This window comes from Rhodococcus sp. 06-1460-1B (genome assembly GCF_002258475.1).
Taxonomy (GTDB): domain Bacteria; phylum Actinomycetota; class Actinomycetes; order Mycobacteriales; family Mycobacteriaceae; genus Rhodococcoides; species Rhodococcoides fascians.
In genome coordinates this window covers 49,381-73,158 of record NZ_NOYS01000004.1, presented here as the reverse complement: position 1 = coordinate 73,158, position 23,778 = coordinate 49,381, and the positions used below count along the sequence as shown (strand labels likewise).

Here is a 23,778-nt window from a genome sequence, read left to right as displayed (position 1 = left end):
AGAGTCTTGGGTCAGCGACGATCCGGCCGCGCCTCCACCGCCGTTTGGTAGCTTTCCGCGATGGTCACCGCCTCGACCGGTATCGCGATCGCTGGTCCACTGTAGGAGTCGCCATACGTTTGCGCGGTGACAGTCCACTCGGCGGTCAACGAGGTCGCCGTGTCATCGACAGCGCGCAGCATCAGGATGTCGGCCTCGCTCTGCCACGCCGGGGTCGGTCGCAGGTGTTTGAGGTCGATTGTGATGGTGACGGTCTGATTGTCGGTGTTCTCCCAAGTGAGGGGAGCATCCGCAAGTTGCAGCCCTTTGCTGTAGTCCACTGCCGAGCTCATCAAGACCGAATCGAGCGCAGACCGGCGCGGCGGGTTGAACGGAGTAACGAACTCGCCGAGCTCGAAAGCGTCGCGCTCTTCCCAGTCGAGTCCCTGTGCACCTGTGATGGTGATGATGACTTGAACATCGTTGAGGAAGACGCGCCCAACGTTTCGTAGACGCAATCGCAACCCTGGCCATGCGATAGCGGCTAGATACTGCTCACTGTCGGTCCAGCTTCTTCTTACCTCCTCTGCCCATCTCTTCAGTCGCTCATCGAGCTGTGCTCTTGTACGCGGGGGCGGCGAGTCGTCGAGCGGCCCGAAGCCTCTCGGCAGATATATAGGTGCCACGCCCAGCGGGGACTTCTTTCTTGCCGCCGCATCCGCCTCGTCGAAGCGGCTTCGTTCGCGATCGCCGATGACGGCGATGAACTTTTCTCGTGCGACGTCGCTGTCGGAGAAGTAGCGGGCGGGTCCATCGATGGACAGCTCTACATCAATGGGCAGGGGATCTGCATCGATGTCGAGGTACTGCTTGCGAATTTGGGCCATACCGGGCCGATCGATGACGTGCATGGTTCGCTCGAGGTGATAGAGCTCGACGACGATGCCGTTACCGAGTGCTTCCATGTCCGCGCGTTCGCTCAAGGTCAGCTCTTGGTTGGTGACGAACACAAATCCGTTTGGCTTCTGCTTTCTGGCTCCGACCAGATCGTCGGTGATCTTCTTCTTGATTGTCCCCAACGACTGCTGGCCTCTTGGGAAGTAGACACCCATGACCCAGCTCTTGCCGTCCTTGGTGGCAACAGCGTCCTTGCCGCCGTCCTTGCCACCTAGCGGGTGCGAGGGATCGATGCCTTCGTACCCTTCCGCGTGGAGAACTTGCGCCGCGAGCCGTTCCGATGGAGTTTGGCCTTGCGTCCACTCTCGGAGACGGAACCATGTTTCGTCGGTACGCGTCATGTGCAGAGGGCCTTTCGGTTTAGAAATACGCCGCAGCCACCGAATCAACTATCCGGTTGCTACGACGCCAGTAGCTCAAGTAGATCACTCACAGGTGCCTTGCTGTCCTGAACGTTTAGCTGGTTCCATTACGCACGCCCGGAGTGGAATTGATCGCAGCGACGCGTCGTCTCTTGCTGGGATGCGTTGTAGATATCCATGTCAGTGGGCCGTTGAGAGCCTCGAGATGCGCGCGGCCACACGGTGCTCCGGTTTCAACCAGAGCAAATGCATCGGCGGCAAATTCTTCCGGCCACGACAAGGGCCCGATGGCGGCCAGACAGACAGTGAACACAGCGACAGCGAGGACCGACAAGGGCGTCGCGGCCCAGTACAGAAACACCGCCGCAGCGGGGACTGCCAGTACGGCTGCCATCGCGCATGCGGCCGCGATCCAGTCGAGCCGCCGAAACCGAAACGTGTGGACGTGGAACCAGTGGCCCATCTCGTGAGCTGTGAGTCCGACCAATGCGTCATCGGAATAGTTTGGAGAGGCGATGACGTTGGGTCCGCCCACTCGGACAGTGTTGGCCCGGCGGTCGTACCGCGCACGTTGAGACAGGGACGCCTCGCTCACCACCAGTTGCGGTGCCGGATACCGGTCGCGGTGTCGTTCCGATATCTTTCGGATCGTGCTGGCGCACAGGTCGACACGTCGTCGAATCTCATCGTCCGACAGTGACGTAGTCATCGTTCGAGGTCCTTGTCTCGATCCACACGACTCGGTCTATTCGGTGTCGCCTGCGGGGCCTCCCCCGGCTTGTCGCGCCCGGCACCGTTCTGTCCGATTGTGTCGGCGTGCCGGGCCTTGAGCACCTGCTTGATCTCGTCCGAGATGTCCGTGCGAGCGTCGATCTCCGCGGCGTAGGCCACGCGCTGTTCCCGCGCGGAAAGCGCCCGGGGGCGCTCGATCGTTGCCACCGTCGGTCGCGCTTGCGGGGCTGTTGGTTGTGTCTGGTGCAGCCGCGCGTCTACCGAGTGCAGTTGCACCGCCGACATCGTTTCGAGGGCGCGTGCACGGGTCAGATCACCCGCCGCTCGGTGTGCACCTGCGATCGCCTCGATGGTTTTGGACAGCTGTTGCAACAGCAACATGTACGCCGCTGTCGGATCGTCGGTAGCTAGCTGCAACATGATCAGCGCGGCCCCGCCCGCGGAGATCGTCTTCTTCGGTACGGATGCGCGTTGGTGGGCCGCGATCTGCGCCGAGTCGGCCAGTGTCCGTGCCGCCGCCGCCAAGGGGCCGGGCGTGGTCTCGACCCGCGCCGACCATGCCGCGAACACACCGGAGGTGCGGCCGGCGGCGCGGGCCCATTGCGCGGTGTCGGTCGCCGGGATCGACGCGAGGTAGGTGTTCCATTTGCCGATGTCGTCGGCGGCACGGGCGACCAGCTTCGGGTCGATCGACGCGCGTTCGCGCCCGTCGGTGACGGTGACCGCTGTCCCGCGACGCGTTGCCTTCCACTCCGCTGCGGCCGCTGTACGGGCGTCCTCGCTCTGGTCCCATTCGTCCCGCAACCGCGGCAGGGTGAGGTCTTTCGACAGGCGTCCGCCGCCGTACCAAACCGGTTTGATGCCGTTCGCTCGATCGGCGGGTGTCGGTGTCGTGGCCACGGAGTAGCCGACCACCTCACCTGCCGAACCCTTGTCGTAGCGGGGGCGCACCAGAAGCTTGCGTGCGCGTAGTCGGCGCACGAACTCGGCTTCGGTCTTCGACGCTGTCGCGCAGGCCCGCACCGTCCGCTCCATCGACTCGCGCGCAGTTTCCGGTGCACCGGCCCGCCGAGCGCGCGCCGCTTCGGCAGGCTTGATTCCTCGCGTGCCGCGCTCGGCTTCCCGTGAGGCCAGCACCACCAGATCGTGTCGTCGTTCGAGGACGTTGCACGCCGCCTGGGCACGCTTGAAGTCGTTGAAGGTGTTGACCTTCGTTCCGTCCTCGCGGACCGCCGATGCCGCGATGTGGATGTGGTCGCCGCCGGCCTTGGTCTTGCCGTGGCGGATCGCCACCCAGCGAGCCGGTGCGCGCGGTGAGTCCGCGTCGTCGAAGTCCATTTCCTTCATGAAGTCGGCCGCGATCGTCGCCCACTTCTCGTCCGACAGCTCACCCTCCTCGGGGTTGAGCGAGAGCGAGCAGTGCCACACGTTCTGATCCGATGTCGCGTCCGCCAACGCCACCGATCGCGCCACTCCGTCGTCGATGGCAGCGTTCATCTTGCGTCGACTCGTCACCGACACCTCGGTACCGAACACCACACGCGCAGTGTCCAGTTCACCCGCCAACGCGATGGCGTCCTCGTGCGACAGCTCGCCCGCCGGCGCGGCGAACACGATGCTCTCGTGCCCGGCGACGACGTGCGGGTTCTCGTGCTCGTTCGACCTGCCTGGACCGGCGAGATACACCACCAGCCCGGTCATTTTCGCGCCCCGAGTGATGTTCGGTATCAACGTCCCACCAGATCGCGCGGCAACCGGTTCACCCGATCGAAGACCTGCCGAACCGCCGCAATCGCAGCCGTCGTTTCCGGTGGCACCTCACCCGTCGCGTTCGCCACTTTCGCGAGCTGGTTCAGGTTCCGCCCGAGTGCCGCGATGAGCTTGGTCGCGGCGAACAACTCCGTCAGATCCTCACGCGAGACCGTCGAACGCGGGGCCTTGAGAGCGGAGTCGATCAACAGGCGGGCCACCGTCACACCCTGCACGCGGGCAGCCGCCTGAACCGCCGCTTCCTGCTCGGCGGTCAGCTTCACCACGTGCCGGTACTCCCGGCCGCCGACGACGTTCGACTGACGGGTGCGCAGCCACCCAGCTTTGCGTTCTGCCATCACCCGCTCCTCCCGTTCACCCTCACATCGGCCCAGCGCAGCGACCCCAGACCTGGGGACCACGCAATCAGCGTGTCAGATTTCCGTCAGGAAATCCACACTTAGGGCACCTAAGTTATAGCTTGCTCCGCCTGGGGCACGCTGGTGGCTCGCGGAGCCTGCGGAGTGGCCCACCAGAAAAGAGGCTCAGGACGAGCGCCGCGAGTTCCGATTCCGCGCACCCCAGGTGCGCGGACGGCGGTTGTCCCCGGTTGTGGATCCGGACCCGATTGTGGGTGCCTGAGACCGAGCGGAGCGGCCTGGGAACTCTCGGACATCCACATGAGGACACAGTCCGATCCACAATTGGGGGCAACCGCGCGCAGACTCCGACGTGAAACCTCGATGTGCTTGAGTTGACGTCAGAAAGTCCGGTACGAGCAGAGGACCAAGGCCTGTGAAGTCGATGTTTCCCGAGTGGTACCGAACCTCGGATGACGGCGACTGGAACGATGCGTTGGTCAGGCTCATCACGGAGGCGACGGTTGCCTTCGACGCGAGCGCTCTGCTCGAGCTCTACCGCTCGGACGCATCGGAGCGTGCCCAGATCCTCGGGGCCCTCACCCTGCTCGGCGACAGGCTCTTCGTCCCATATCAGGCGGCGTTGGAATACCAGCGACGACGCGAGGGAGCGATCAAAGACCAACGCGACCTCATCACGAGCGTCGTCTCGACTTTCGAGTCAGCGCAGACCAACGCTGCACGCGCATTCAACGACAAGGCGGTGAAGGCGCGTGTTCGGACGACATGGGAGACCGCCCGCCACGCGGTCGGCGAACTCGAAGCGGAATTGATCGACGAGTACGACCTGACCCACGATGACGATGACGTTCGCGACGGTCTCGACGCCCTCCTCACCCCGGACCGACTCGGTTCCGAACCAACCTCCCGACAATCCCGTAAACGAGCCGCCGCGTTCGAGGAACGTGCGCGGCAGCAGATGCCGCCCGGATACTGCGATGTAGTCAAAGGCGCTCCCAAGATGTACGGCGACTACTTCATCTGGTGCGAACTACTCGACAAGGCCCGCGCGTCCCAGCAACCCCTGCTGTTCGTGACAGAGGATCTCAAGGACGACTGGTCATGGAGAGGGAACCCGCGCCGCGAGCTGGTGCACGAGATGCGATCGAAGGCCGACGCCGAGTACCACCACATCACACTCAAGACCTTCCTCCGGCTCGCGCAGAAGCACCTCTCCGCCGAGATCACCGACGAAACAATCGAGAGCGTCAGCGAGCAACCCAAGGCCACTATTCAAGACATCATCGCGGCCTCGGAGGGATTGGGTGCCCTCGCCGCTTTCAAAGATCAGAACGCCGATTTTCTGAGCGCCGTTCTCAATGCCCGTTTGTGGGCAGACACCAACGGCATAGCCCACAATTTTTACCTGCGCGAGAACATCGGCAATTTGGGTGTCCCACCGCTAAATGCCGATCTACTTGCCGCCATTGCAAACGTCAATACAAAAAACTGGTGGGATGAGCTGCGGCGCAACAACCCACTCATGTCCGGGAACGTCTTCGACGCGGTCCAATGGTCGAACACTTCGCGCAGCGCGCAGCAGCCTGTCGACCAGCCGGAATCACCGACCGACGCCGAAGATCTCGACGACCAGCCGGAATCAAACGACGGCAACGACGACCAGTTGAACAACGACTGAGCGCGTAGGCCGATGGCCCGATCCGCTTATGGGCATGCGGCTGCACGATCCAGCGAGACGACCCCGTTGCAGCCGCTAGCGAGCTCTCCTACAGTGACGCCATCGGGTGCGTCGTGCGGGCATCATCCGATGACCCATTCCTGCCGCCGAGCAGTGCCGGGCAGCCATCGGCATGCCCAAATTTCGCACTACCTCTCGGCGTGCATTCCCCTGAAAGGTCTGCCCTCACATGCGCACACACGCCCGATACCTCGCAGCCACCGCCCTGGCGGCACTGACGTTGGTGGGCTGCTCGTCCACCAACGACGCGCCGACCCCGGAGGCCGGTGAACCGGCTGCGACCACCTCGCTGGCAAGTCCACCTGAGACCACCTCCTCCGCGCCGGCAGCGGAACTGAATGTGATCGACACCGACCCGTGCCAGCCGGTCCGAGACGGCTACGAGCTGTGCCGAGTCGTGGCCACCGCACCACTCGATCCCGCCAGCGGAGTCGCCAACCCCATCGCAGTCGCGATCACCACCTCCCCACGGATAGACGTTCGGGTCGGGCTCGCCGGCGGAGGCGTCGCAGTCCACTCCCTCTACCCCGGGGCGACCAGCGGACAGGGCGGACTCGGTCCCGACGACACCAGCTTCGCTGGCAGGCAGGACAAGTATCTGACCGCCGTCGCCGACGTCACCGGCGACGGACGACCGGAGCTGATCCTCGCGACCGGTCAGTTCCCCAGTCACAACGAGTTCCGGGTCCTCGGCTTCGACGGAACCAACCTGAACGTCATCGATTCCCCGATCGCCAGCATGTGGACCGGATACGACGTGTGGGCCACCTACACCGGCGACGGCGGAGACACCGGGTACTACCGTTGCCCCGCCCCGACCCAGCGTGGCGTCACACCACCCGCACCACTGGAATCGGTGACCAACGTCGACGGCACGCGCATCCAAACCAACAGCTACCGCTGGTCCGACACCGGCCAGTGGACCGACGCGGGCAGCGACACCGGCTACGTGCAACCTGGCCTGGCCACCAGCCCGACAAGCGGATGGGAGTGCACCGACATCGGACGACGGATCGACCGCACAGCGAGCGACAAGAACGATCCGTTCGTCGGAGGGAGCACCGCGCCGCCCGCCACTCCTGCGGTGTGCCCCGGGCCGCCGCTACGTGATGGGACACCGACCACCATCGACATCGTCGCGGGCACACTCTCCTGCGCCGACGCACAGAGATACCGCAACGAATACGACACCAGCGATCTTCCCGCCGGCGGCAACGCCGTCCACCGCGACAACGGCATCTGGCACTGCTCGACACCGACCGCCGGAGAAAACGAACGCTCCGGGCTCGTCGGGTCGTGCACCTCGTCCTCGGACTCGGCCGACCTCTGGTCCTTCGAGCTCCACATCTCCTGACACCACGCGCCCGCCGGGCGCACAACGAGTTCGGGCGGTGAGCGCGCCAGCACGTGCGCTTGCCGCCCGACCTCGTCTATTGTCATCACTGGATATCGGGCAGCCGTGCGGGCCGCCCGAGACCGCGTCAACAACAGCGCCACGCATCGGTTTGCGTGTGCGCTGCACGCCGTCTCCGAAAGGTCCGCACATGTCCAGCACTGCCCTCGATCCCACCACCGTTCGCGCCGCCGCACAGGCCGCCCTCGAGACCCGTCTCGGTCTCATCGACGCCATAGTCGCCGCGCAGAACGAGCGAACCATCGCCGCCGCGAAGGTCGCCGAAGCTCAAGCCGCCGAACGCACGGCTGCCGCCGCCGAGCTGGCTGCAATCAAAGCCGCACTCGACGGCGGATGGTCGGCACCCGAGCTCCGCAAGGCCGGACTGAAAGTCCCCACGTCCGCCGTCGCCGGCAAGAAGACCGCCACAACCGCGGCCACCAAGACATCGCCCCGACCCCCGCGTCTGCAACCGTCGTCGACGGCGGCGAAGACCGACACCGATACTGGCGGGTCGGCCGGCACGGACGCCGGGCAGAACTCGCCCGGTGAGAGCTACGCGAACGCGAGCTGACCGATGATCGATCTACTCATGGCCTACATGCCTTGGGTGTCCGCAGTGATGGCCGGCCTCGGATGCATCGCATTCATAGCAGTGGTGCTGCGCATGGCGGAGGTCACTGGGAAGACCTGGGCCGACCCGACCAACCGACGACTCGCCATGATCGTGGCCGGTTGCATCTTCGGCGCGATCATCACCAGCGGCACGGTCTATCCGTACGCCCCTATTCCGCTCTAACCTTTCTCGCCCTAATCGAAGGCATCCATCATGGACACCACAGATCCACACGCGTCTTCACCGACCACTGCTCCTCGGACAGACGCACCCTCCCGACTGATCGAGGTCGAGATCTCGACCCTCGACCGCCACGGCGATCCCGGGTTCGTACTCACCCGCGGGCACTTCCGCTCCCCCTCGACTGCGGCCCGGTTCGCGGTGAGCCAAGCAGAAACCGTCGCGGACCTCCACCAGGTCGATACCGTCGCCGCAACCTTCACCCAGACCGTCGACGACTCGCTCTGCCTCATCGGCACTCCCGGCGAGATTGCGTGTGCTCTGGCGTCGATGCCGGCATATGCACCGGGTGTCCGCTCGGCGGAACTGCCGCCACCGGGCTACGTCACCACTGCAATCAAGGTCTGGACCGCCACACCGATCGAGCCGCTTCCCGGCGTCGACCCGGCCGACCTGATCGACGTCACCGTGCGCTCGACCCGCCCCGACCCGTTACCGGACTCGACCACGATGGCCGGCGACTTCCCCGCCCACTCGGCGCACATCTTCGCCGGCGCTCTCGCCCGCGAGATCACGATGCGCAGCGGTGGCCACAGCGAAGCAAGAGTGAAGACAGTGCCCGGGCAACGACGGCTCGTCGTCGAACACCCGGCGGAGCTCTCCGACACCGACGCCGCGGCGGTCGCCCGCTACACCAGAATCACCCAGCTACGCGCGAACCTCGCGGCCCTCGATCCCGTGGCCGACGCCGAATGCGCCGTCGGCCTCACTGCCGAGCTGCATGTACTGGAAAGCCATACCCGCCGTTCGTTCGACGACGAATCGGACGCAGTGGCGTGATCGATGTCGGGTGGTACCTCAGCCTCGTCGGGCACCGACCCACCGTCGAGATCCCCGGCGTGATCGAGCGGCTGCAGGCGTGCGGGATCACTGCCGAGCTCCTCGACAAGGTTCTCCGCGAGCCGGAATCGCTGCTGTACGCACCCGAACGCGACGGCGAGGACTGGGCGCGCGATTACGGCGGACCTACCGGTGCTGCACTGCTCACCGCCGAGCTGCTCGCCTACCTTGCCCATCAGCACCGCCTCGCCGCCCGGATCCATCTGGATCTGGTCACCGAGTTGGTGGCCACCGACTCCGTGGCCACCGTTGCCGGGCATCTCGGGACCACCGAAGCCGCGGTGTCCCGACTGCTTCTCGTCCCTCCCTCGTCGCCGGCCACCGGCGACGCACCGACCGAAGGACCGACACCATGAGCACACACGACTCCCCCGCCCTGTCCGCCCTCGACGCCGTGGAGCTCGACATCCTCGCCGAACTGCGCTCCCCGGAAGCGGTGGCCGCGTTCGAGATGCTGCACGCCGCCGTTCCAGTGGAGACCGGGTCGCGGTTCGTCGAGCTGCTGGCGATCATCAACGACATCTCGGGCCCGAACTTCGCCGTCGACGCATCGCTCGATCTGCTCGATGCGGTGCAGGACTCGGGCGACCTCGCGTTGGTCGTCGCGGCCGCGCCCACAGTCGACAATCCGATCGCCGCGCTCGCGCTCGCTCAGCTGTTGCGCACCATCCGCCAGGACTGACCTACGCCACCTGCATCGGTCCGCGAGACAGCAGAAAGCCCCGACCACGCATGATGGTCGGGGCTTTCTGCTGTCCGCCGGGGAACTAGTGCTGGGGCCAGCCGCGGACGAGCTTGTCAGTGCTCGCATGCACGGCATTGAAGGCGTCGACGAGGTACGTCAACCACGACGTGGCGGTCTCCGGGTTCGGGACCAGCGTCGACGGAACGGCATCCTGTTCCTCGTCGGAGAGCTCGTTGAAGTCGACGGGGTAGTCGGTGGTGTCACCGTCGACGATGTTCGGCGCGCCGTCGATCTCGTAGGTGATCACGAATTGGAGCTCGTGCCGGTTCGGGGCGGTGAACTCGGCCGACAGTGCGACCTCGCCCCACAGTCGACGGTCGTAGGTGACGGCCCCGGAGTTGATCGCAGCCTGCAGCAGCCAATGCGGCGTCCACAACGCCTGCGCACTGCCCGGTTCGGGCCACTCGAAGTCGTCGTCGAGCACGTCGGCTTTGGCGAGGTCGAGGGTGAGCAGCGGCGCGGCCGGCGCGCGGGTTCCATCGGCGGTGGGTGCAGTCATGGTCAGTGCCTCCGGTAGGTCGGTGTGGGTGTGGGTGACGATGAGGACCCCCAGGTCGGTGCCGATGTTCGCACTGTCCCCGAGAGCGTCGAGCAGCCGTTCGGCCAAGGTTGCGGCGTCCGCAGCGCGGTAGGTGCCCAGGGTGCTCCACGTCGCGGCGTCGTACGAGGTTTCCGATGCCGAGCACACCTGCACAGTCATCGCGCCGCTACCGGTCGGGACGCGCTCGAGGTCGCCGGACGCGTCGACGACAGCAGCGATCTGCTCGCGGACGTGCACGGGCAGACCCGCATCGACAGCGGCACCGGTTGACGGTGCGTTCGTGCGGTCCGCCGCGTCGTGCGGCGGCCGTTCGGCGTGCTCACCTGTCTCTGTCACTGTCCTCGTCTTTCGGTTGTGGCCCGCAGAGCACCGTAGTGCCCTCGGCGTCGTCGACGCTCCGACCGGTATCCGTGCGGGTTCGTTCAGGAGGTCGGTGGTTGCCGAAAGCTGTTGAGCCGGTTGAAGGCTGAGCGTTGCGCTTTGCCGAGTTCGACCATGTAGTCGAACAGATCGGCTTCGGGTGCTTCTTCGGCGGCCTGGACCAGTCGTTGGCCGGCAATGTGGAAGCTGCGGCGGTAGGACTGGGACAGGACGTTGTCGGCGTAGTGCGCGGCCGCGACGGAGTGCGCCCCGGCGGTGACGATACCCATGAGCCGTTTACGTAGCGGTGCATCTTTCGCTCCGTCGGCTCCGGATCGGATGAGTGCACCGGTGACGGAGGCGAAGTCGTGGGGTTGGCCGGCGGTGATGAGGTCGACGATGTGGCCGTACATGCGTGCGTGCGCGGGATCCTCGAAGTCCGCGGCGGTGAGCGTGCTGATGATTCGCTCGATGTCGGTTCCATCGGCGCTCTGGTTGCGGACGTCCATCAGGGCGCACAGGAGCATTGCTTCGGGGTCGGTGGCCGGGTCGTAGCCGGGTTCGACCGACGTATCAAGGTCTTGGACGGGTGCGAGGTCCGCGCGTGCCTGCGCTGCCGGGTCGTCGCCGGGTGTGGGGACTGCGCGTAGTGCGTTCATCGTGGGCCTCGTGTTTGTCGGTGTCGGACGTCGTACCGGTGGGAGGTGCTACCGGCTGTGGTGCATCGCCTCGGTGGTCAGGATGCGGCTTTGTCGATGTCGTGGTGCTCGCTGTCGGCCCGGTCGGCGGGGCGTGTTGTGGGGTGTTCTGCGGTGAGTTCGGCGTCGATCTGGCGGTCGATGTAGTCGGGGTCGGGGGTGTAGGCGGGTACGAGTCGCATGGCGGGGCCTCTTCTGTGTTTGTGGGTTTGTGGGTTTCAGGCGGCGGCGAGTTCGTTCAAGGCGTCGATCTGAAACCCGCTGAAGTGGTGGTTGTCGTCGACGTAGACGACGGGGGTCTGCCGGTAGCCGAGTTCGTCGGTGATGAAGCGGTAGGCGTCGGGGTCCTCGGTGACATCGACGGTTCGGTAGTTCACCTTCTTCCTATCCAGGAAGATTTTGGTTGCGCTGCAAGGATCGCATTGCGGTTTGGTGTACACGGTGATCGGCATAGCATTCTCCTTTTCGGAATTGCTGGCGTTGACTTCTATTCTACGTCAATAGTGGCATTTTCACCAGAGTTAGTACGGCTTCAATATCGTCCATTCATGTTGTTGCCCTTGCCGTTTCATGCGCACTTCTGGCCGCACCTCTTATTCGTCAGGGGAATTGAAATACAGTTATAGGACACCTTCCTTGCCTCTTCTGTTACTGCGTTCTTTTCGCTTCCGGCTGGCGCGGAAAAGAGACGCGGCGCACGGTGTCGACGGTCAATGCCTGACCGGTGCGAGTGTTCGCCGGGGAGCGCAGCGACTACGGGTCGGGCGAACAGTCGTGCTGGGCCCTGTGGGCCGGAGCGTGAGCGGAGTCAGGGGTTGATCCGGGAGACGACGGGTGATGCATTCTCGTTGCGCAGCCAGACGGACCGACAAGAACCCTCCCTTGTCGTCGTCAGCGCCGAACTCGCGGCCGCAGTTGTGCTCGTGCTGGTCGGTAGGGTGCTGGGGTATGGAGCGCTCGCGAATCGAACATGCCTTGTCCAAAGCAGTGGTGAACGCGTCCCCGCCACCGTCGGATCTGGCGCTCGATGCGATCGTGGCCGGTGTTCGGGTCGAGGACACCAGACCCACCGCCGCCGACGTCGACATGGTGTGGCCGGCCGATCCGACGTCCCTCTGAGCGCAGTTCCGCTCTCGGCCTCCCCCTTACCCGACGGCCGCCCGCTCCGCGCAGCCAGGACGCTGCTGGGCGCGTCTGTCGGTGTGAGGGCTCGATGCCCGACACACCGGCCCCGCGTCCGCGACCTGAATTGCTGAGCGTGGCCACCTCGAACCGGCGGCCACGCTCAGCAGCGGCGTCAGGTGTAGCTCTGCACTCTGCCGATGTGGGCCGCGACGTAGTCGGGGGTGATGACTTCGCCGAGCCCTCGGACCTCGGTCGGCTCCATTCCGGCAGCGAGTGCTGCCGAGAGCAGGACCGCCAGTCTCGGCAGGGTGAGGTCGGCGCGGTGAGCGGTGCGCTCGGCGGCCTCGAGGGCTGCGTGAGCGGCTGCGCCGTCGCCGGTGCAGTACAGGAAATAGGCGGCGATGCTGAGGGCGTTCGCACGGGCGGTGCCGCGTAGCGGGGCCGCGATGCGGGTGAACGCGTCGGCTGCGTCGTGGTCACCGTGGACGTGCAGGGCCATGAAGGCGTCTCGGACTTCGGCGTGGCCGGTGGCCAGTGCGAGGCCGACGCGGGCGGTGAGGTCGACGCTGGGGACTGCGCGGGCATGGATGACGGCTGCGAGCTCGTCGAACGTGACGGGCAGAAAATCGGCACCCATCGTGGCGGCGGCTGCGAGTGCCAGGGATTCGGGAATCTCGGCGGTGGGGGCGTATCGGGCCTCGAGGTCGGCGCGTGATGCGGCGATGACCGCTCCGCGTGCGGTGAGAGCTGCCGCGAGCGCCGTGGTGGCGGGGTCGGGAATGACGCCGTCGGTGAAGCGGTCGAGGTCGGTGAACGTCGTTCCTGCGGTGAGACTGTAGGTGTGCAGGGCGCGGATGGTGCGGATTCCGCGTGCAGTGAACGCGTCGCGGATGGCGTCGAGCCCGATCAGGGCTGCGCCTGCGTGGGCGGTGTCTGCGATCGCGGCGAGGATCACGGCGGTGACCGGTCGTCCGTTGACGGTGTGCCGGGACAGGGGGGTCGCGACGTTGTCGGCTCCGGCCTCGGCCTGGACGGCGGCGATACGGGCGGCGGTGACGACGTCGTGCGAGCCGTTGCCGTTGTCGGCCAGGGTGATGGCGACGACGGAGTTGTCGGGGGTGAAGCCGAGCAGGGCGGGGATGGCGGCGAGGGTATCGGCGGCGGTGGCGAGGGACATACGACGTTGAGTCATGGTGATGCCTTTCAGTGTGTGTGCGGGTTGAGTTGGGGTGGAGCGGTTTTCAGTGGCGCAGTTCGCGGCGTGCGGTGCGGCGGTCGCGGCGCGCGCTGGCGCGTTTGACGGTGCGGCGAACTTTCCGGCTGCCGTTGCGGTGGACGATGATGTCGATTTCGTCGGCGGTGGTGGGGTGTTGTGCTCGCATGACGGTCCTTTCCCGTTGCTGGCTGGTGCGGGGTCTCAGCGTGTGCGGGTGAGGTTGCGCAGGAAGCGGCGGATTCGTTCGGTGATGGACGGCGGGCCGGGGACGGTTACGTCGAACCAGTCGATGGTGTGCTCGTAGCAGGTGGGGCAGTCGTGGTCTTCGCATGGCGAGCTGTCGGGAGCGCCGCGTGTGTCTTCGTTGATGCACGGGAGGTCGGGAATGGCTCCTGCGGGGCAGTTGTAGTCGCGGCAGTCGCAGAGCGCGCCTGCGTAGAGCCGGGTGGTGTCGGTGTTGTCGTCGCTTGCTGTGGTGTGGTCGTCGTGCATGACGGGCCTCTTCCCTCTCGACTGGTGGCCGGACCTGCTGCCCTGCCAATTTCTTTGTGCCGTGGTGGCTGGGGAGAGAAGTCAGCGCACGGGGCCGGAGTGTCAAGGGTCGGGACGAAAAGTTTTCAGCCGGAGGCGTTTTGAAAAGTTTTCGGAGCCCTTGGGCCGGGAGCGCAGCGGACGCCGGCGGTTGATGCGGAGGTCACGGGTGATGAATGCTCGGAGAAGCCACCTACGTCACAAAGAAATTGATTCTTTTCGCTCTTTTGAGTGCGGAGCGAAGCGGAGTTCGGTTCGGGGCAGCCCGTAGGGGTGCGTGTGGCCCGCTAGGGCCTGCTTGTGTACGTGGCCGGCCCCGGGTGGTGGGACGCGAAGCGCCGCCGGAGCTGGTGCTCTACGGCGGCGCGGTAGTGGGGTACGGCTGCGAGGTGATTGTGCGGGAGCGACGGAGGGTGACGACGCTGGTGTCGCGGTAGCTCGTGGTTGTCAGTGGTCGAGTTCGTAGTGTCGCCTGCGGTGTTGGACCAGGGAGGAGCGGATACCGAAGGGGCCTCTCATGACCATCTGCTGTCGCAATTGCATCCATTCTTGGATGAGTTCGGGTGTGGTGTTCTGCGCGGCGTCGTTGCGTAGGTGTTGTAGAGCGGTCAGCCATTTCTGGATTTGGACTTTGCCGTCGACTATGCGGTGTTGTGCATCGGGTGAGATGGGGAATCTGCTGTCGAGACCGCGTTGGAGGTGGTCTTGGAGTTTGCGGAGGTCTCTGCAGATGAGGCAGTCCAGTTGGTACCAGTCGATTGTGGTCGTTGTCGGTCCTGAGCGGTTCATGCTCGATCACCAAGCGTGAAGCCGGTTCGGCGGACGAGTAGCAGTTGCGGCTAGAGCTGGGCTCGGACGTCGGCGAAGCATTGCGCGGCTGTGTCGAGGTCGGGTTTGCCGATGAACGATACGGATTGCGCTGCGCCTCAGAATGATTCGATGTGGAGACGTTCGCGATCGTATCGTTTGCAGGCGGCGAAGGCTGCGGCTGCAGCGTCGTCGGATCCGAAGATGTAGCGGTAGAACGGCCTGGCGTCGGGCAGGTCGATCCCTTTCCCGGCTGCGGTCGGCACCCAGGGGCGTCGGGAGTGCGTGTTGACGGTCTTCTTGCTCATGCCGAGCGCTTTCGCGGTCTCGGATTGACTGAGGCCGTTCAGGAGTGCGGCTTTGACCAGCGCCTGGTCGACGTAGTTGTCGGCGAGGAATGTGAGGTGCTGAACGAAGAAGCGGGAGCGTTGCCGTTGTTCGGTGAGTGCGTTGACGTCATTGGTGGATGTCAAGCGCCCAGTATGCCGGTACACAGTGTGTACCGCAATACCGGACCGGTTAAGCGATCGGCGTGACCGCATCGGCGGGAACCCACTGCCGATCGAGGTCGAGCCGCCCCTTCTTGTTGCCCGTGGGTATCGAAAACGACACGCTCGCAAGCTTGTGCATACTCGGTCAGTGACCGGATGATGTGCGTCGATGACACGCAGCCGATGGCATGTTCGCACTACTGCCGCAGAGCTTCCCAAGCCCCGTTCCACACTTACTCCCAACGGCGTAACCCTCCCCGACGACTGGGCCGACTGGCTCAGAGCAACTTGCCAGACTCCGGGCACACCGTTCTTGCTCTCGCCCGCTTTCGACTACGACACGGACCTGAACGATTTCTTCCGCACCACAGCGATGGTCACCATGGCCACGACAACCCAGATTGGATATGCACGCGACCTCGCGAGCTTCCTCACTTTCGTCAACCACATTGACCGCAAACATCATTGGCGTGATATCACCGACAGTGATCACCTCTCGTACCTGCATTGGCGTCGACACGATCCCGACGGCCCGCGCGTGTCCGGCAACACGTGGAACCGTGAAGTGGCGGCAGTGAACAGGTTCTACCGTTGGGCACACACCGCCGGCCACGTACGAATCAATCCGATCCCCCAGACCTGGCGACGGCCCGCGCCCGCACACACCGGGTACGCGGTCTCGCGGCGATCCGATGAGCTCCGCCCAGCGACCTACAGTCACGACGGCGGCCGGGACCGCATCCAATGGCTTCCCCTTGCCGACTATCGCAGGTGGCGCGAGGTCGGTGTCCGCGGGTTCGACAGCTCCGGGATGCCGCGAGAGGGTTTCCGTGGCCGGTGGTCGGGGCGTAACGCGACCTACTGCGACGTGATGGTCCGGACAGGACTTCGGATCTCGGAACAGTCCGCACTCACCGTGCTGGAACTTCCACACATCGATACGACTCCGACTGGTTACCAGCGGTTTTGGCTTCCCGGTGCGATCGCAAAAGGCCGCTCCGCACGGTGGGTCTACGTTCCGGCATCCCTCGTACGTGACCTGGCTACTTACAGCGCCTTCGACCGAGCCGACGTCATCGCTGCAGCCCAAGAAAAGCAACGATACGAGCGGATCCGACACCCTCTGGTCGTGGAAGATCCCGAACGTGCGATCGCCACGCACGTCACAGGTGCCGCACTGAAGCGGACCGTGAAAGTCTCGGAGCTCAATTGGGCGGAGCGACAACGTTTGTTGATCGCGCGCCCCGGCGGTCTCGAACCCGCCGCGTTCTGGCTCGGCGAGCACGGTATGCCGCTGTCAGTGGCCGCGTGGAAGAAGATGTTCGCCGATGCCAACACCCGCTGCCAGCGTGCCGGTGTCCCACTGTCTGCCCACGCTCACATGCTCCGTCACACGTTCGCCGTCATCACCCTCGAACAGCTCCAACGCGGACACATCGCTGCCCTCGGCGCGCTGGAACCGGAGCAGCGCGGGCACTACACCCGCATCTTCGGCGACCCGCTGGACTGGGTACGCCGCCGACTCGGACATCGATCCGTGGTGACCACACAGATCTACCTCCACGCGCTCGCCGAACTCGAGATGGAGACGAGAATGGCGCTTGTGCCGGATGATTGGGAAATCCCCACCCCGGATCCGGCCAGTGCCGACGACCCAATGACTGTCGCGGCGGCCGGTGTTGTGCTGTGACCGAAGCGCGAACCCACCCCGGGAAGCATGCCCCACTCCCTACGCCCGGAAACTATCGCCCACCGTCCGTTGCTTCCTCGGTGCCGTCTCTGGTCGTCGACTTCCACGGCGACGACGGACGCACCGAAACGTTCGACGTCGAAGTCCTTGCAATGCCGAGCTGGCACGAGCCGGTGGCGGAAGCCTTGGCGCTGCGCATAGGTCCTGCCGGTGACAGACGGACCCACAGTTCGGCAACGACGGTGTTCTCGTCCGTCGCACGGTTACTGCGCTTCCTCGAAAGTCTCGACAACAGCCCCGCCTCACCGGCTGATTTGACCGTGGCGCACGTCGAGGGGTTCCTCACCAGAGTCGACACACCGCGAACAGTCGCCACGTGCACAGCCGAGCTCAGTGAGCTCCGCCTGCTTCTTCGGCTGCCTCCGCTGGCGAACCATCTCGATGCCGAGGTGCTCGACCATCTCAGCACCCCGGCGGGCAAGGGGACGTTCACTTCTCTGACCGGGTATTCCGACGGAGAGTTCGCACGCATCCTCGATGCCGCTCGTACCGACGTCGCGGAAATTCGTAGCCGCATCACCGCGGGCAACGACGCCCTCACGGCTATGGCTGCGTCAGGTGTGGAACCGTCGACGGAGTTCGAGCACATGGTCTCGCGTATGGCGGCCACCGGCATCGTCCCGGTGACCGGCGGACGAATCGTCGCACACCGCCACCGCCGCACAGCCTGGGCGGGCCAGCTGTTCGTCACGCGCGACGATCTCGCACCACTGCTGACCTTGTTCGTTGCAGTCACCGGCCACAACGTCGAAGCCCTCAAGGAACTACCCGCTGAGCACCGGATCGTCGGAAACCGAGCGGTAGAAGTCCGGTTGAGCAAACGACGCAACGGCCCGAACCGATGGCACGACACCGTGACCTGGGAGATCGGACCATCGCACCGAGAACTGCACACCCCGGGCGGTCTGTACCTGCTGCTGCACCGCCTCATGGAACATGGACGGGCACTGAGCGATACGGCCGCACTCTGGTCGTCGTGGCGCAACACCAACCATGATCGTGGAACCGTCGCCGAACATCACAACCCGTTCGCGCAATCCCTCGCCGGCCGATTCACCTTCGCGAAATGGAGCAGACTGCGAGAACTACACACCGACGCCGACACAGCCGGACACACCGCACCGCTGGGGCTGGACATGCGCCGCGTTCGCACCAGTGTCGAGGTGCGCCGTACTCGATCGGTCGGTGGACATCTCCCCTCGGCTGCCCGATCGAACAGTGTCGAAGTGCTGTTCAGCCACTACCTTCGCGGTGATCCCACCGCCAAAGAGTGGGCGCGCCAGACGATGTCCGAGGCTCTCCGTGATGCGGAATCAGCGGCCCTGGCCGCACATACCCACGTCCTGGCCGAACATGGCGTGACGGAACTCGAGGTGCGCGTCGACACCGCCGCCGATGAAACGACTGCAGGCGAGGAGGGTGCCTGGACAGCATGCGCCGACTCCTCCGCTCACCCTGTCACCGGCCGTGCGTGTCGACGGGTGTCGTTCCTGGACTGCTTCCACTGCGGCAACTGCGTCGTCACCACGGCGCATCTACCCGCTATCACCGCACTGACGTCGACCTTGTCCACGCGACGCACCGAACTCGACGAGCAGACCTGGTGGACGCGCTACGGTCCGACCTGGACCGCGATCCACCACGACATCTACCCGAAGTTCACCGCCGCACAACTCGACTCGGCAAAAACCGAGGCACCCGAGTGTCTCCTCGAACTCGCCGAAGATCCCTGGGAGCACCCATGAACAGCCCCATCATCGTCGCCCCGGTACCGGCTGACGACCCGCTGTCCGATCCGGTGCAGGGCGATCCGGTGCTCGGTGAGCACCGTGTCCTGACCGGCCTGTGGCTTCGCTCTGGCTACTCGCTCACGGACACGTCGCAATTCCGCGATGACGTCTGGCGATTGGAACCTGCTGTTGCACAAGCACATGTTCGATCGCTGGTCGTCTCCTTCGACACTCTCGCCGACCGCTACCGTCTACCGGCCAAAGAACTATGCCTGGCGATGCTGTCAGGTCCTTTACCCGCAGGCGAACGGCGGCAGTCTGCCGTCGGGATCCGCGGCACCTTCATCGAACTGCGCAAGTTCCTGCACTGGCTCGCCGAACGCACACCGGCACACTCTGATCGAGAGCAGATGCCAGCATTGAGTTCGCTCACCGCGGCCGACGTCCTCGACTACCACCACTACCTGATGACTTTGCCCGTCGGAGTCGGATCGCGCGAGAACTCCCGACGAGCGGTATGCATGCTCTGGCGCTACCGCACCTGCCTGACCGACACGCTGACCTTCGATCCGCGCCGCATCGACGGTTGGACCATGTCCAAATCCAGCACCACCGAGAACGCCACCGGCCGCATCCCCGAGCCCGTCCTCGGCCCGCTGATCACCTGGGCGATCCGCTTCGTCGACGACTTCTCCGGCGACATCCTCACCGCCACCGCACACCGAGACAACCACCGGTCCAGACGCACCAACGGACGGTACGGGCGCAACAGCGGTGCCGCCGAAGCGCTCGAGAACTACCTCGCGCAACACGAGGCCGACGACGAACCGCTCCCCGGACATCAAGGCCGCCCGAACTTACGACAGATCGCCGCCGAGATCGGCACCAGCAGACACGGCCTCGACACCAACCCAGCAATCCGCACACGGCTATTTGCCTGCGCGGCGCGAGTCGGAGTCACCGAACACACCTGGATACCTCTCGCCATCGAGGGCCGACTTCACGGCCGTCCGTGGATAGAGGGCATCGCGCACCAGCACTCCACCAGCGGATACCTGCATCTGCAACGAATGTTGCACATCGCCTGCTACATCGTCATCGCGTTCCTCTCCGGGATGCGGGACGCCGAGATCAAACACCTACGCCGCGGTTGCCTGAGCACCGCACGCGATACCAGCGGCACCGCCTACCGCTGGACACTGAACGGACTGGCGTTCAAAGGCGAAACCGATCCTCGCGGAGTCGCCGCAGAGTGGACCGTCGGGGCTCCCGCCGCCAGGGCGATCGCGGTCCTCGAGAGAATGCATCCACCCGGCCAGGATCTGCTGTTCTCGCACCCGCCCGGCTCCGAAAACGTCCAACCCAGAAACGACGCAACGGTCGGAGTCTTGACCACCAAAACCACCTCCGGTCAACTGAAGGATTTCATCGGTTGGGTCAACACCTACTGCGCCGAACACGCTCTTACGGAGTCGATTCCATTGGTGAACGGACAACAGTGGGTTCTGAGTACGCGCCAGTTCCGCAGGACGCTGGCATGGTTCATTGCTCGCCGCCCTGGAGGGTCGATCGCCGGTGCCATCGCCTACCGCCACCTGAGCATTCAGATGTTCGAGGGCTACGCAGGCACCTCGGATTCGGGTTTTCGCGCCGAGGTCGAAGCCGAACAAGCTCTCGCTCGCGGTGAAGACTTGATGAGCATTGCCACCGACCATCCCCACACGGTCACCGGTCCTGCTGGCGATCACGCCCACCGCAGACTGGACGCGTTCACCACTGCCGCTGCATTCGCCGGTGCTGTCGTCACCGACAGCACCCGCATCAAGCGCCTGATGAAACGATCCGAACCCGCCATCTATCCCGGCACCTTCGCACTGTGCGTGTTCGATCCCGACAAAGCGATGTGCCAACCCCGCCCTGATCAACGTGGCAACACTCGACCGCAACTCGGTCACTGCCAACCCCTCGAATGCGGCAACGTTGCACTGACCGCAGACAACATCGACGCGCTACGCACCGAACATCGCTCGCTGCAGCAGGAATTGGCCACCCGAACAGCTCTCCCGCCGCTGTTGCTACACCGCTTACGCGAGCGAGCACGCCGACTCAGCGACTTCCTCGACCGCCACACATACCCGACAACCGACCATGTACAGACGATCGAAACGAAGCAGTGACGCGGAACTCCGATCAACCCGACGCCGCAGTGGTCAACGCCGCCATCGAGCATCTCGAACGCCAGACCGGCCGTTCACCGTCGGTGCTCACCGTGGCCCGCCATCTCGGCCTTGCGAACACCACATTTCGGCGGCGCTTCCCCGGCATCGTCGACCGGCTACGTGACCCGAACCGGGTACCGGCTACACCCGACGTCCGTCGCCAGGTCGGCTCGGACGTCATCCGACTTCGGCAGCGAAACCGGGAACTCACCGATGCCCTCACGCTCGCTGTCTCGAGCATCCAGCGCCTGTCCATCGACAACCGTTCTCTGTGCCGACAGCTCGAAGTTGCCACTGCCGTCACGCACCTCCCGAGGAAGTCATGACGCAATCGGCTGCCCGTTCAGATGTTGTTCACTTGACCTCTGCTTAGACGTACTTCAATATAGACGTATGTCGAACCAAAGCCTGCCGCTCGCGGCGACCAGCGGTGAATGTTGCTCACCGCTGATCCGGGAACCACTGTCCACCGATTGGGCCGGTGACCTGGCCCGCATGTTCAAAGCGCTGGGTGACCCGGTCCGGCTGCGGCTGTTGAGCTTGGTGGCCAGTCATGCCGGCGGCGAGGCCTGTGTCTGCGACATCTCCGACTCGTTCGACCTGTCTCAGCCCACGATTTCCCATCACCTCAAAGTGCTGCGAGAGGCGGGTCTGCTGGACTGTGAGCGCCGCGGAACCTGGGTGTATTACTGGGTCTTACCTGCTGCGCTGCAACAATTGTCGTCGGTCCTGTCGGCTGCGGATCCCACTGCCGACGATGCAGCGTTGGTGACCGCATGAGCACCTCGGCGAACACCTCCCAGCACCCGGCCGTGGTCGGCAAGCTCTCCACCCTCGACCGATTCCTGCCCGTCTGGATCGGCGTCGCCATGGTCGTCGGCCTCGTCCTGGGCCGCATGATTCCGGGCATGAACGACGCCCTGTCGTCGATTTCGATCGACGGGGTGTCACTGCCGATTGCCATCGGGCTGCTGATCATGATGTATCCGGTGCTGGCGAAGGTCCGCTACGACCGCCTCGACACCGTCACCGGCGACAAACGCCTCCTCGTCGGGTCGTTGGTCCTGAACTGGGTCCTCGGCCCGGCTCTGATGTTCGCTCTCGCGTGGCTTTTCCTTCCCGACCTGCCCGAGTACCGCACCGGATTGATCATCGTCGGCCTCGCTCGATGCATCGCGATGGTCATCATTTGGAACGACCTCGCCTGCGGAGACCGTGAAGCCGCTGCCGTCCTGGTCGCCATCAACTCGGTGTTCCAGGTCTTCATGTTCGCCGTACTCGGCTGGTTCTATCTCTCGGTTCTGCCCGGCTGGCTCGGTCTCGAGCAGACGACTATCGAAGCGTCGCCATGGCAGATCGCGAAATCGGTGCTGATCTTCCTAGGGATCCCTCTCATAGCAGGGTTCGCTTCGCGCTACTTCGGTGAACGCGCCAAAGGCCGTGAGTGGTACGAGGAAAAATTCATCCCGAAGATCGGGCCGTGGGCGCTCTACGGCCTGCTGTTCACGATCGTGATTCTCTTTGCGCTGCAGGGCGATCGAATCACCTCTCAACCCCTCGACGTGGTCCGCATCGCGCTCCCGCTGCTGGTCTACTTCGCAGTGATGTGGGGCGGCGGCTACGCCCTCGGTGCCGCAATGGGGCTGGGCTACGAACGCACCACCACCCTCGCATTCACCGCCGCGGGCAACAACTTCGAACTCGCCATCGCCGTTGCCATCGCCACCTACGGCGCGACATCCGGACAGGCCCTCGCCGGTGTCGTCGGCCCGCTCATCGAAGTACCAGTCCTCGTCGGCCTGGTCTACGTCTCGCTCGCTCTACGCAAACGCTTCACCCCTCGCCCGTCCGTGACGGCAGCGACAAAGGAGTCCTGATGTCCGACAGTGCAACCCATGACGACACCCGCGCACAACCCGAACTGCTCATGCCCCAAGCGGTCCTTTCCCGCACCGCGGAGAGGCTGTCGGAAAAGTACACCGGCATCTTCTCCCCACAGACGGTGGAGCGGTACGTCTTCGAGTCCTACACCGCGCTGCGGCGGACCTCGAAGATTCACACGCACCTGACGATGCTGGCCGGACGCTTCGCAGCGGACCGACTCACCGCCCTCGCTCAATCGCAAGGTGATGCGCCGAAGGAAGTACCCGAAGTGCTGTTCATCTGCGTCCACAACGCGGGCCGCTCGCAGATGGCCGCGGCGCTGCTCACCCACCGCGGTGCCGGCCGGGTCCATGTCCGTTCCGCCGGATCCGCACCGACGCACGAGATCAACCCCGTTGTCGTCGAGGCGATGACCGAGCTGGGTCTCGACCTCGGCGATGCCTACCCGAAACCACTGACCGACGATGTCGTCGCAGCCGCCGACGTGGTGGTATCGATGGGCTGCGGGGACGCCTGCGCGATCTACCCGGGCAAGCGCTACCTGGACTGGGAGCTCGACGACCCGGACGGAAAGTCCATCGAGGAGGTCCGCCGCATCCGCGACGACCTCGACGCCCGCGTCAGCACGCTTCTCACCGAACTGACCACGCCCGTTCCGGCCTGATGCAGCCATACGGCGACTCAACGTCACACCC

Annotated in this window: 27 protein-coding genes; 15 read left to right on the top strand and 12 right to left on the bottom strand. The window is 64.8% G+C overall.

Features of this window, described 5'->3' with window-relative positions; all coding sequences use genetic code 11:
• Positions 1 to 11 precede the first annotated feature (11 nt).
• The 4 genes from CH268_RS00935 to CH268_RS00920 all read right to left on the bottom strand — a co-directional run bounded on the left by CH268_RS00935 (position 12) and on the right by CH268_RS00920 (position 4,138).
• Entirely contained in the window at positions 12 to 1,277 is a 1,266-nt protein-coding gene (locus CH268_RS00935) for a restriction endonuclease (RefSeq protein ID WP_094661983.1), read from the bottom strand.
• 115 nt (positions 1,278 to 1,392) lie between these two features.
• Positions 1,393 to 2,007, bottom strand: coding sequence for a M48 family metalloprotease (locus CH268_RS00930; RefSeq protein WP_048320444.1), 615 nt, complete (start codon positions 2,005 to 2,007; stop codon positions 1,393 to 1,395).
• Complete coding sequence (locus CH268_RS00925; protein ID WP_176457809.1) at positions 2,004 to 3,731, bottom strand: relaxase/mobilization nuclease domain-containing protein; 1,728 nt, start codon at positions 3,729 to 3,731, stop codon at positions 2,004 to 2,006. Before CH268_RS00925 ends, CH268_RS00930 begins: the two co-directional genes overlap by 4 nt.
• Positions 3,732 to 3,757: 26 nt before the next feature.
• Positions 3,758 to 4,138, bottom strand: coding sequence for a plasmid mobilization protein (locus CH268_RS00920; protein WP_094661981.1), 381 nt, complete (start codon positions 4,136 to 4,138; stop codon positions 3,758 to 3,760).
• A gap of 445 nt (positions 4,139 to 4,583) precedes the next feature.
• Between CH268_RS00920 and CH268_RS00915 the strand changes: the two genes are divergently transcribed.
• The 7 genes from CH268_RS00915 (at position 4,584) to CH268_RS00885 (ending at position 9,668) form a co-directional block, all read left to right on the top strand.
• Positions 4,584 to 5,837, top strand: coding sequence for a PIN-like domain-containing protein (locus tag CH268_RS00915; RefSeq protein WP_255182266.1), 1,254 nt, complete (start codon positions 4,584 to 4,586; stop codon positions 5,835 to 5,837).
• 229 nt (positions 5,838 to 6,066) lie between these two features.
• The gene (locus tag CH268_RS00910; protein WP_094661977.1) at positions 6,067 to 7,251 is read left to right on the top strand and encodes a hypothetical protein; all 1,185 of its coding nucleotides are present in this window, start codon (positions 6,067 to 6,069) and stop codon (positions 7,249 to 7,251) included.
• Positions 7,252 to 7,441: 190 nt separating this feature from the next.
• Entirely contained in the window at positions 7,442 to 7,864 is a 423-nt protein-coding gene (locus tag CH268_RS00905; RefSeq protein WP_094661975.1) for a hypothetical protein, read from the top strand.
• 3 nt (positions 7,865 to 7,867) lie between these two features.
• Positions 7,868 to 8,089 carry a hypothetical protein gene (locus CH268_RS00900; protein ID WP_094661973.1) on the top strand — a complete coding sequence of 74 codons (222 nt, stop codon included), beginning with the start codon at positions 7,868 to 7,870 and terminating at the stop codon, positions 8,087 to 8,089.
• 30 nt (positions 8,090 to 8,119) lie between these two features.
• Positions 8,120 to 8,926, top strand: a complete 807-nt coding sequence (locus tag CH268_RS00895) for a methyltransferase (protein ID WP_094661971.1) — start codon at positions 8,120 to 8,122, stop codon at positions 8,924 to 8,926.
• Positions 8,923 to 9,342, top strand: coding sequence for a hypothetical protein (locus CH268_RS00890; RefSeq protein WP_094661969.1), 420 nt, complete (start codon positions 8,923 to 8,925; stop codon positions 9,340 to 9,342). The genes CH268_RS00895 and CH268_RS00890 overlap by 4 nt, the downstream gene beginning before the upstream one ends.
• On the top strand, positions 9,339 to 9,668 hold the full coding sequence (locus CH268_RS00885) for a hypothetical protein (RefSeq protein WP_094661967.1): 330 nt from the start codon (positions 9,339 to 9,341) through the stop codon (positions 9,666 to 9,668). Before CH268_RS00890 ends, CH268_RS00885 begins: the two co-directional genes overlap by 4 nt.
• Positions 9,669 to 9,753: 85 nt before the next feature.
• On the opposite strand, the gene CH268_RS00880 is transcribed toward CH268_RS00885, so the two are convergent.
• The 4 genes from CH268_RS00880 to CH268_RS00870 all read right to left on the bottom strand — a co-directional run bounded on the left by CH268_RS00880 (position 9,754) and on the right by CH268_RS00870 (position 11,782).
• On the bottom strand, positions 9,754 to 10,608 hold the full coding sequence (locus CH268_RS00880) for a hypothetical protein (protein ID WP_094661965.1): 855 nt from the start codon (positions 10,606 to 10,608) through the stop codon (positions 9,754 to 9,756).
• Between the two features lie 86 nt (positions 10,609 to 10,694).
• On the bottom strand, positions 10,695 to 11,291 hold the full coding sequence (locus CH268_RS00875; protein WP_094661963.1) for a DnaB-like helicase N-terminal domain-containing protein: 597 nt from the start codon (positions 11,289 to 11,291) through the stop codon (positions 10,695 to 10,697).
• Between the two features lie 77 nt (positions 11,292 to 11,368).
• Positions 11,369 to 11,512 carry a hypothetical protein gene (locus tag CH268_RS27675; protein ID WP_176457808.1) on the bottom strand — a complete coding sequence of 48 codons (144 nt, stop codon included), beginning with the start codon at positions 11,510 to 11,512 and terminating at the stop codon, positions 11,369 to 11,371.
• Positions 11,513 to 11,548: 36 nt separating this feature from the next.
• The gene (locus tag CH268_RS00870; RefSeq protein ID WP_094661961.1) at positions 11,549 to 11,782 is read right to left on the bottom strand and encodes a glutaredoxin family protein; all 234 of its coding nucleotides are present in this window, start codon (positions 11,780 to 11,782) and stop codon (positions 11,549 to 11,551) included.
• 496 nt (positions 11,783 to 12,278) lie between these two features.
• Between CH268_RS00870 and CH268_RS27670 the strand changes: the two genes are divergently transcribed.
• The gene (locus CH268_RS27670; protein ID WP_176457807.1) at positions 12,279 to 12,449 is read left to right on the top strand and encodes a hypothetical protein; all 171 of its coding nucleotides are present in this window, start codon (positions 12,279 to 12,281) and stop codon (positions 12,447 to 12,449) included.
• A gap of 178 nt (positions 12,450 to 12,627) precedes the next feature.
• Here CH268_RS27670 and CH268_RS00865 read toward each other — a convergent pair whose 3' ends face one another.
• From CH268_RS00865 to CH268_RS00850, 4 genes are all read right to left on the bottom strand, one after another.
• Positions 12,628 to 13,647: a DUF4192 family protein gene (locus CH268_RS00865; protein ID WP_094661959.1), complete on the bottom strand. Its 1,020-nt coding sequence runs from the start codon at positions 13,645 to 13,647 to the stop codon at positions 12,628 to 12,630.
• Between the two features lie 49 nt (positions 13,648 to 13,696).
• Positions 13,697 to 13,837 carry a hypothetical protein gene (locus tag CH268_RS27665; protein ID WP_155289314.1) on the bottom strand — a complete coding sequence of 47 codons (141 nt, stop codon included), beginning with the start codon at positions 13,835 to 13,837 and terminating at the stop codon, positions 13,697 to 13,699.
• Between the two features lie 35 nt (positions 13,838 to 13,872).
• Positions 13,873 to 14,163, bottom strand: coding sequence for a hypothetical protein (locus tag CH268_RS00860; protein ID WP_094661957.1), 291 nt, complete (start codon positions 14,161 to 14,163; stop codon positions 13,873 to 13,875).
• Positions 14,164 to 15,128: 965 nt separating this feature from the next.
• Positions 15,129 to 15,482 carry a hypothetical protein gene (locus CH268_RS00850; protein WP_094661953.1) on the bottom strand — a complete coding sequence of 118 codons (354 nt, stop codon included), beginning with the start codon at positions 15,480 to 15,482 and terminating at the stop codon, positions 15,129 to 15,131.
• Positions 15,483 to 15,669: 187 nt separating this feature from the next.
• On the opposite strand from CH268_RS00850, the gene CH268_RS00845 reads away from it, so the two are divergent.
• The 7 genes from CH268_RS00845 (at position 15,670) to CH268_RS00815 (ending at position 23,747) form a co-directional block, all read left to right on the top strand.
• On the top strand, positions 15,670 to 17,190 hold the full coding sequence (locus CH268_RS00845) for a tyrosine-type recombinase/integrase (protein WP_094661952.1): 1,521 nt from the start codon (positions 15,670 to 15,672) through the stop codon (positions 17,188 to 17,190).
• Positions 17,187 to 18,995, top strand: coding sequence for a hypothetical protein (locus CH268_RS00840; RefSeq protein WP_141215062.1), 1,809 nt, complete (start codon positions 17,187 to 17,189; stop codon positions 18,993 to 18,995). The genes CH268_RS00845 and CH268_RS00840 overlap by 4 nt, the downstream gene beginning before the upstream one ends.
• Positions 18,992 to 21,157 carry a hypothetical protein gene (locus CH268_RS00835; RefSeq protein ID WP_094661948.1) on the top strand — a complete coding sequence of 722 codons (2,166 nt, stop codon included), beginning with the start codon at positions 18,992 to 18,994 and terminating at the stop codon, positions 21,155 to 21,157. Before CH268_RS00840 ends, CH268_RS00835 begins: the two co-directional genes overlap by 4 nt.
• Positions 21,154 to 21,525, top strand: a complete 372-nt coding sequence (locus CH268_RS00830; RefSeq protein WP_094661946.1) for a hypothetical protein — start codon at positions 21,154 to 21,156, stop codon at positions 21,523 to 21,525. Before CH268_RS00835 ends, CH268_RS00830 begins: the two co-directional genes overlap by 4 nt.
• A 67-nt stretch (positions 21,526 to 21,592) precedes the next feature.
• The gene (locus tag CH268_RS00825) at positions 21,593 to 21,979 is read left to right on the top strand and encodes an ArsR/SmtB family transcription factor (protein ID WP_094661944.1); all 387 of its coding nucleotides are present in this window, start codon (positions 21,593 to 21,595) and stop codon (positions 21,977 to 21,979) included.
• Positions 21,976 to 23,076 (top strand): ACR3 family arsenite efflux transporter, encoded by a 1,101-nt coding sequence (gene arsB, locus CH268_RS00820; RefSeq protein ID WP_094661942.1) that lies wholly within the window; start codon positions 21,976 to 21,978, stop codon positions 23,074 to 23,076. Before CH268_RS00825 ends, arsB begins: the two co-directional genes overlap by 4 nt.
• Complete coding sequence (locus CH268_RS00815) at positions 23,076 to 23,747, top strand: arsenate reductase ArsC (protein WP_094661940.1); 672 nt, start codon at positions 23,076 to 23,078, stop codon at positions 23,745 to 23,747. The genes arsB and CH268_RS00815 overlap by 1 nt, the downstream gene beginning before the upstream one ends.
• The last annotated feature ends 31 nt before the right edge of the window (positions 23,748 to 23,778 follow it).

Bases quoted from the DNA above. Each gene is read 5' to 3' on its own strand.
- CH268_RS00845 (WP_094661952.1), top strand. From the start codon at position 15,670: ATGACACGCAGCCGATGGCATGTTCGCACTACTGCCGCAGAGCTTCCC.
- CH268_RS00915 (WP_255182266.1), top strand. From the start codon at position 4,584: ATGTTTCCCGAGTGGTACCGAACCTCGGATGACGGCGACTGGAACGAT.
- CH268_RS00905 (WP_094661975.1), top strand. From the start codon at position 7,442: ATGTCCAGCACTGCCCTCGATCCCACCACCGTTCGCGCCGCCGCACAG.
- CH268_RS27665 (WP_155289314.1), bottom strand. From the start codon at position 13,837: ATGCGAGCACAACACCCCACCACCGCCGACGAAATCGACATCATCGTC.
- CH268_RS00895 (WP_094661971.1), top strand. From the start codon at position 8,120: ATGGACACCACAGATCCACACGCGTCTTCACCGACCACTGCTCCTCGG.
- CH268_RS00860 (WP_094661957.1), bottom strand. From the start codon at position 14,163: ATGCACGACGACCACACCACAGCAAGCGACGACAACACCGACACCACC.
- CH268_RS00835 (WP_094661948.1), top strand. From the start codon at position 18,992: ATGAACAGCCCCATCATCGTCGCCCCGGTACCGGCTGACGACCCGCTG.
- CH268_RS00825 (WP_094661944.1), top strand. From the start codon at position 21,593: ATGTCGAACCAAAGCCTGCCGCTCGCGGCGACCAGCGGTGAATGTTGC.
- CH268_RS27670 (WP_176457807.1), top strand. From the start codon at position 12,279: ATGGAGCGCTCGCGAATCGAACATGCCTTGTCCAAAGCAGTGGTGAAC.
- CH268_RS00935 (WP_094661983.1), bottom strand. From the start codon at position 1,277: ATGACGCGTACCGACGAAACATGGTTCCGTCTCCGAGAGTGGACGCAA.
- CH268_RS00920 (WP_094661981.1), bottom strand. From the start codon at position 4,138: ATGGCAGAACGCAAAGCTGGGTGGCTGCGCACCCGTCAGTCGAACGTC.
- CH268_RS00875 (WP_094661963.1), bottom strand. From the start codon at position 11,291: ATGAACGCACTACGCGCAGTCCCCACACCCGGCGACGACCCGGCAGCG.
- CH268_RS00865 (WP_094661959.1), bottom strand. From the start codon at position 13,647: ATGACTCAACGTCGTATGTCCCTCGCCACCGCCGCCGATACCCTCGCC.
- arsB (WP_094661942.1), top strand. From the start codon at position 21,976: ATGAGCACCTCGGCGAACACCTCCCAGCACCCGGCCGTGGTCGGCAAG.
- CH268_RS00900 (WP_094661973.1), top strand. From the start codon at position 7,868: ATGATCGATCTACTCATGGCCTACATGCCTTGGGTGTCCGCAGTGATG.
- CH268_RS27675 (WP_176457808.1), bottom strand. From the start codon at position 11,512: ATGCGACTCGTACCCGCCTACACCCCCGACCCCGACTACATCGACCGC.
- CH268_RS00925 (WP_176457809.1), bottom strand. From the start codon at position 3,731: ATGACCGGGCTGGTGGTGTATCTCGCCGGTCCAGGCAGGTCGAACGAG.
- CH268_RS00815 (WP_094661940.1), top strand. From the start codon at position 23,076: ATGTCCGACAGTGCAACCCATGACGACACCCGCGCACAACCCGAACTG.
- CH268_RS00930 (WP_048320444.1), bottom strand. From the start codon at position 2,007: ATGACTACGTCACTGTCGGACGATGAGATTCGACGACGTGTCGACCTG.
- CH268_RS00885 (WP_094661967.1), top strand. From the start codon at position 9,339: ATGAGCACACACGACTCCCCCGCCCTGTCCGCCCTCGACGCCGTGGAG.
- CH268_RS00870 (WP_094661961.1), bottom strand. From the start codon at position 11,782: ATGCCGATCACCGTGTACACCAAACCGCAATGCGATCCTTGCAGCGCA.
- CH268_RS00910 (WP_094661977.1), top strand. From the start codon at position 6,067: ATGCGCACACACGCCCGATACCTCGCAGCCACCGCCCTGGCGGCACTG.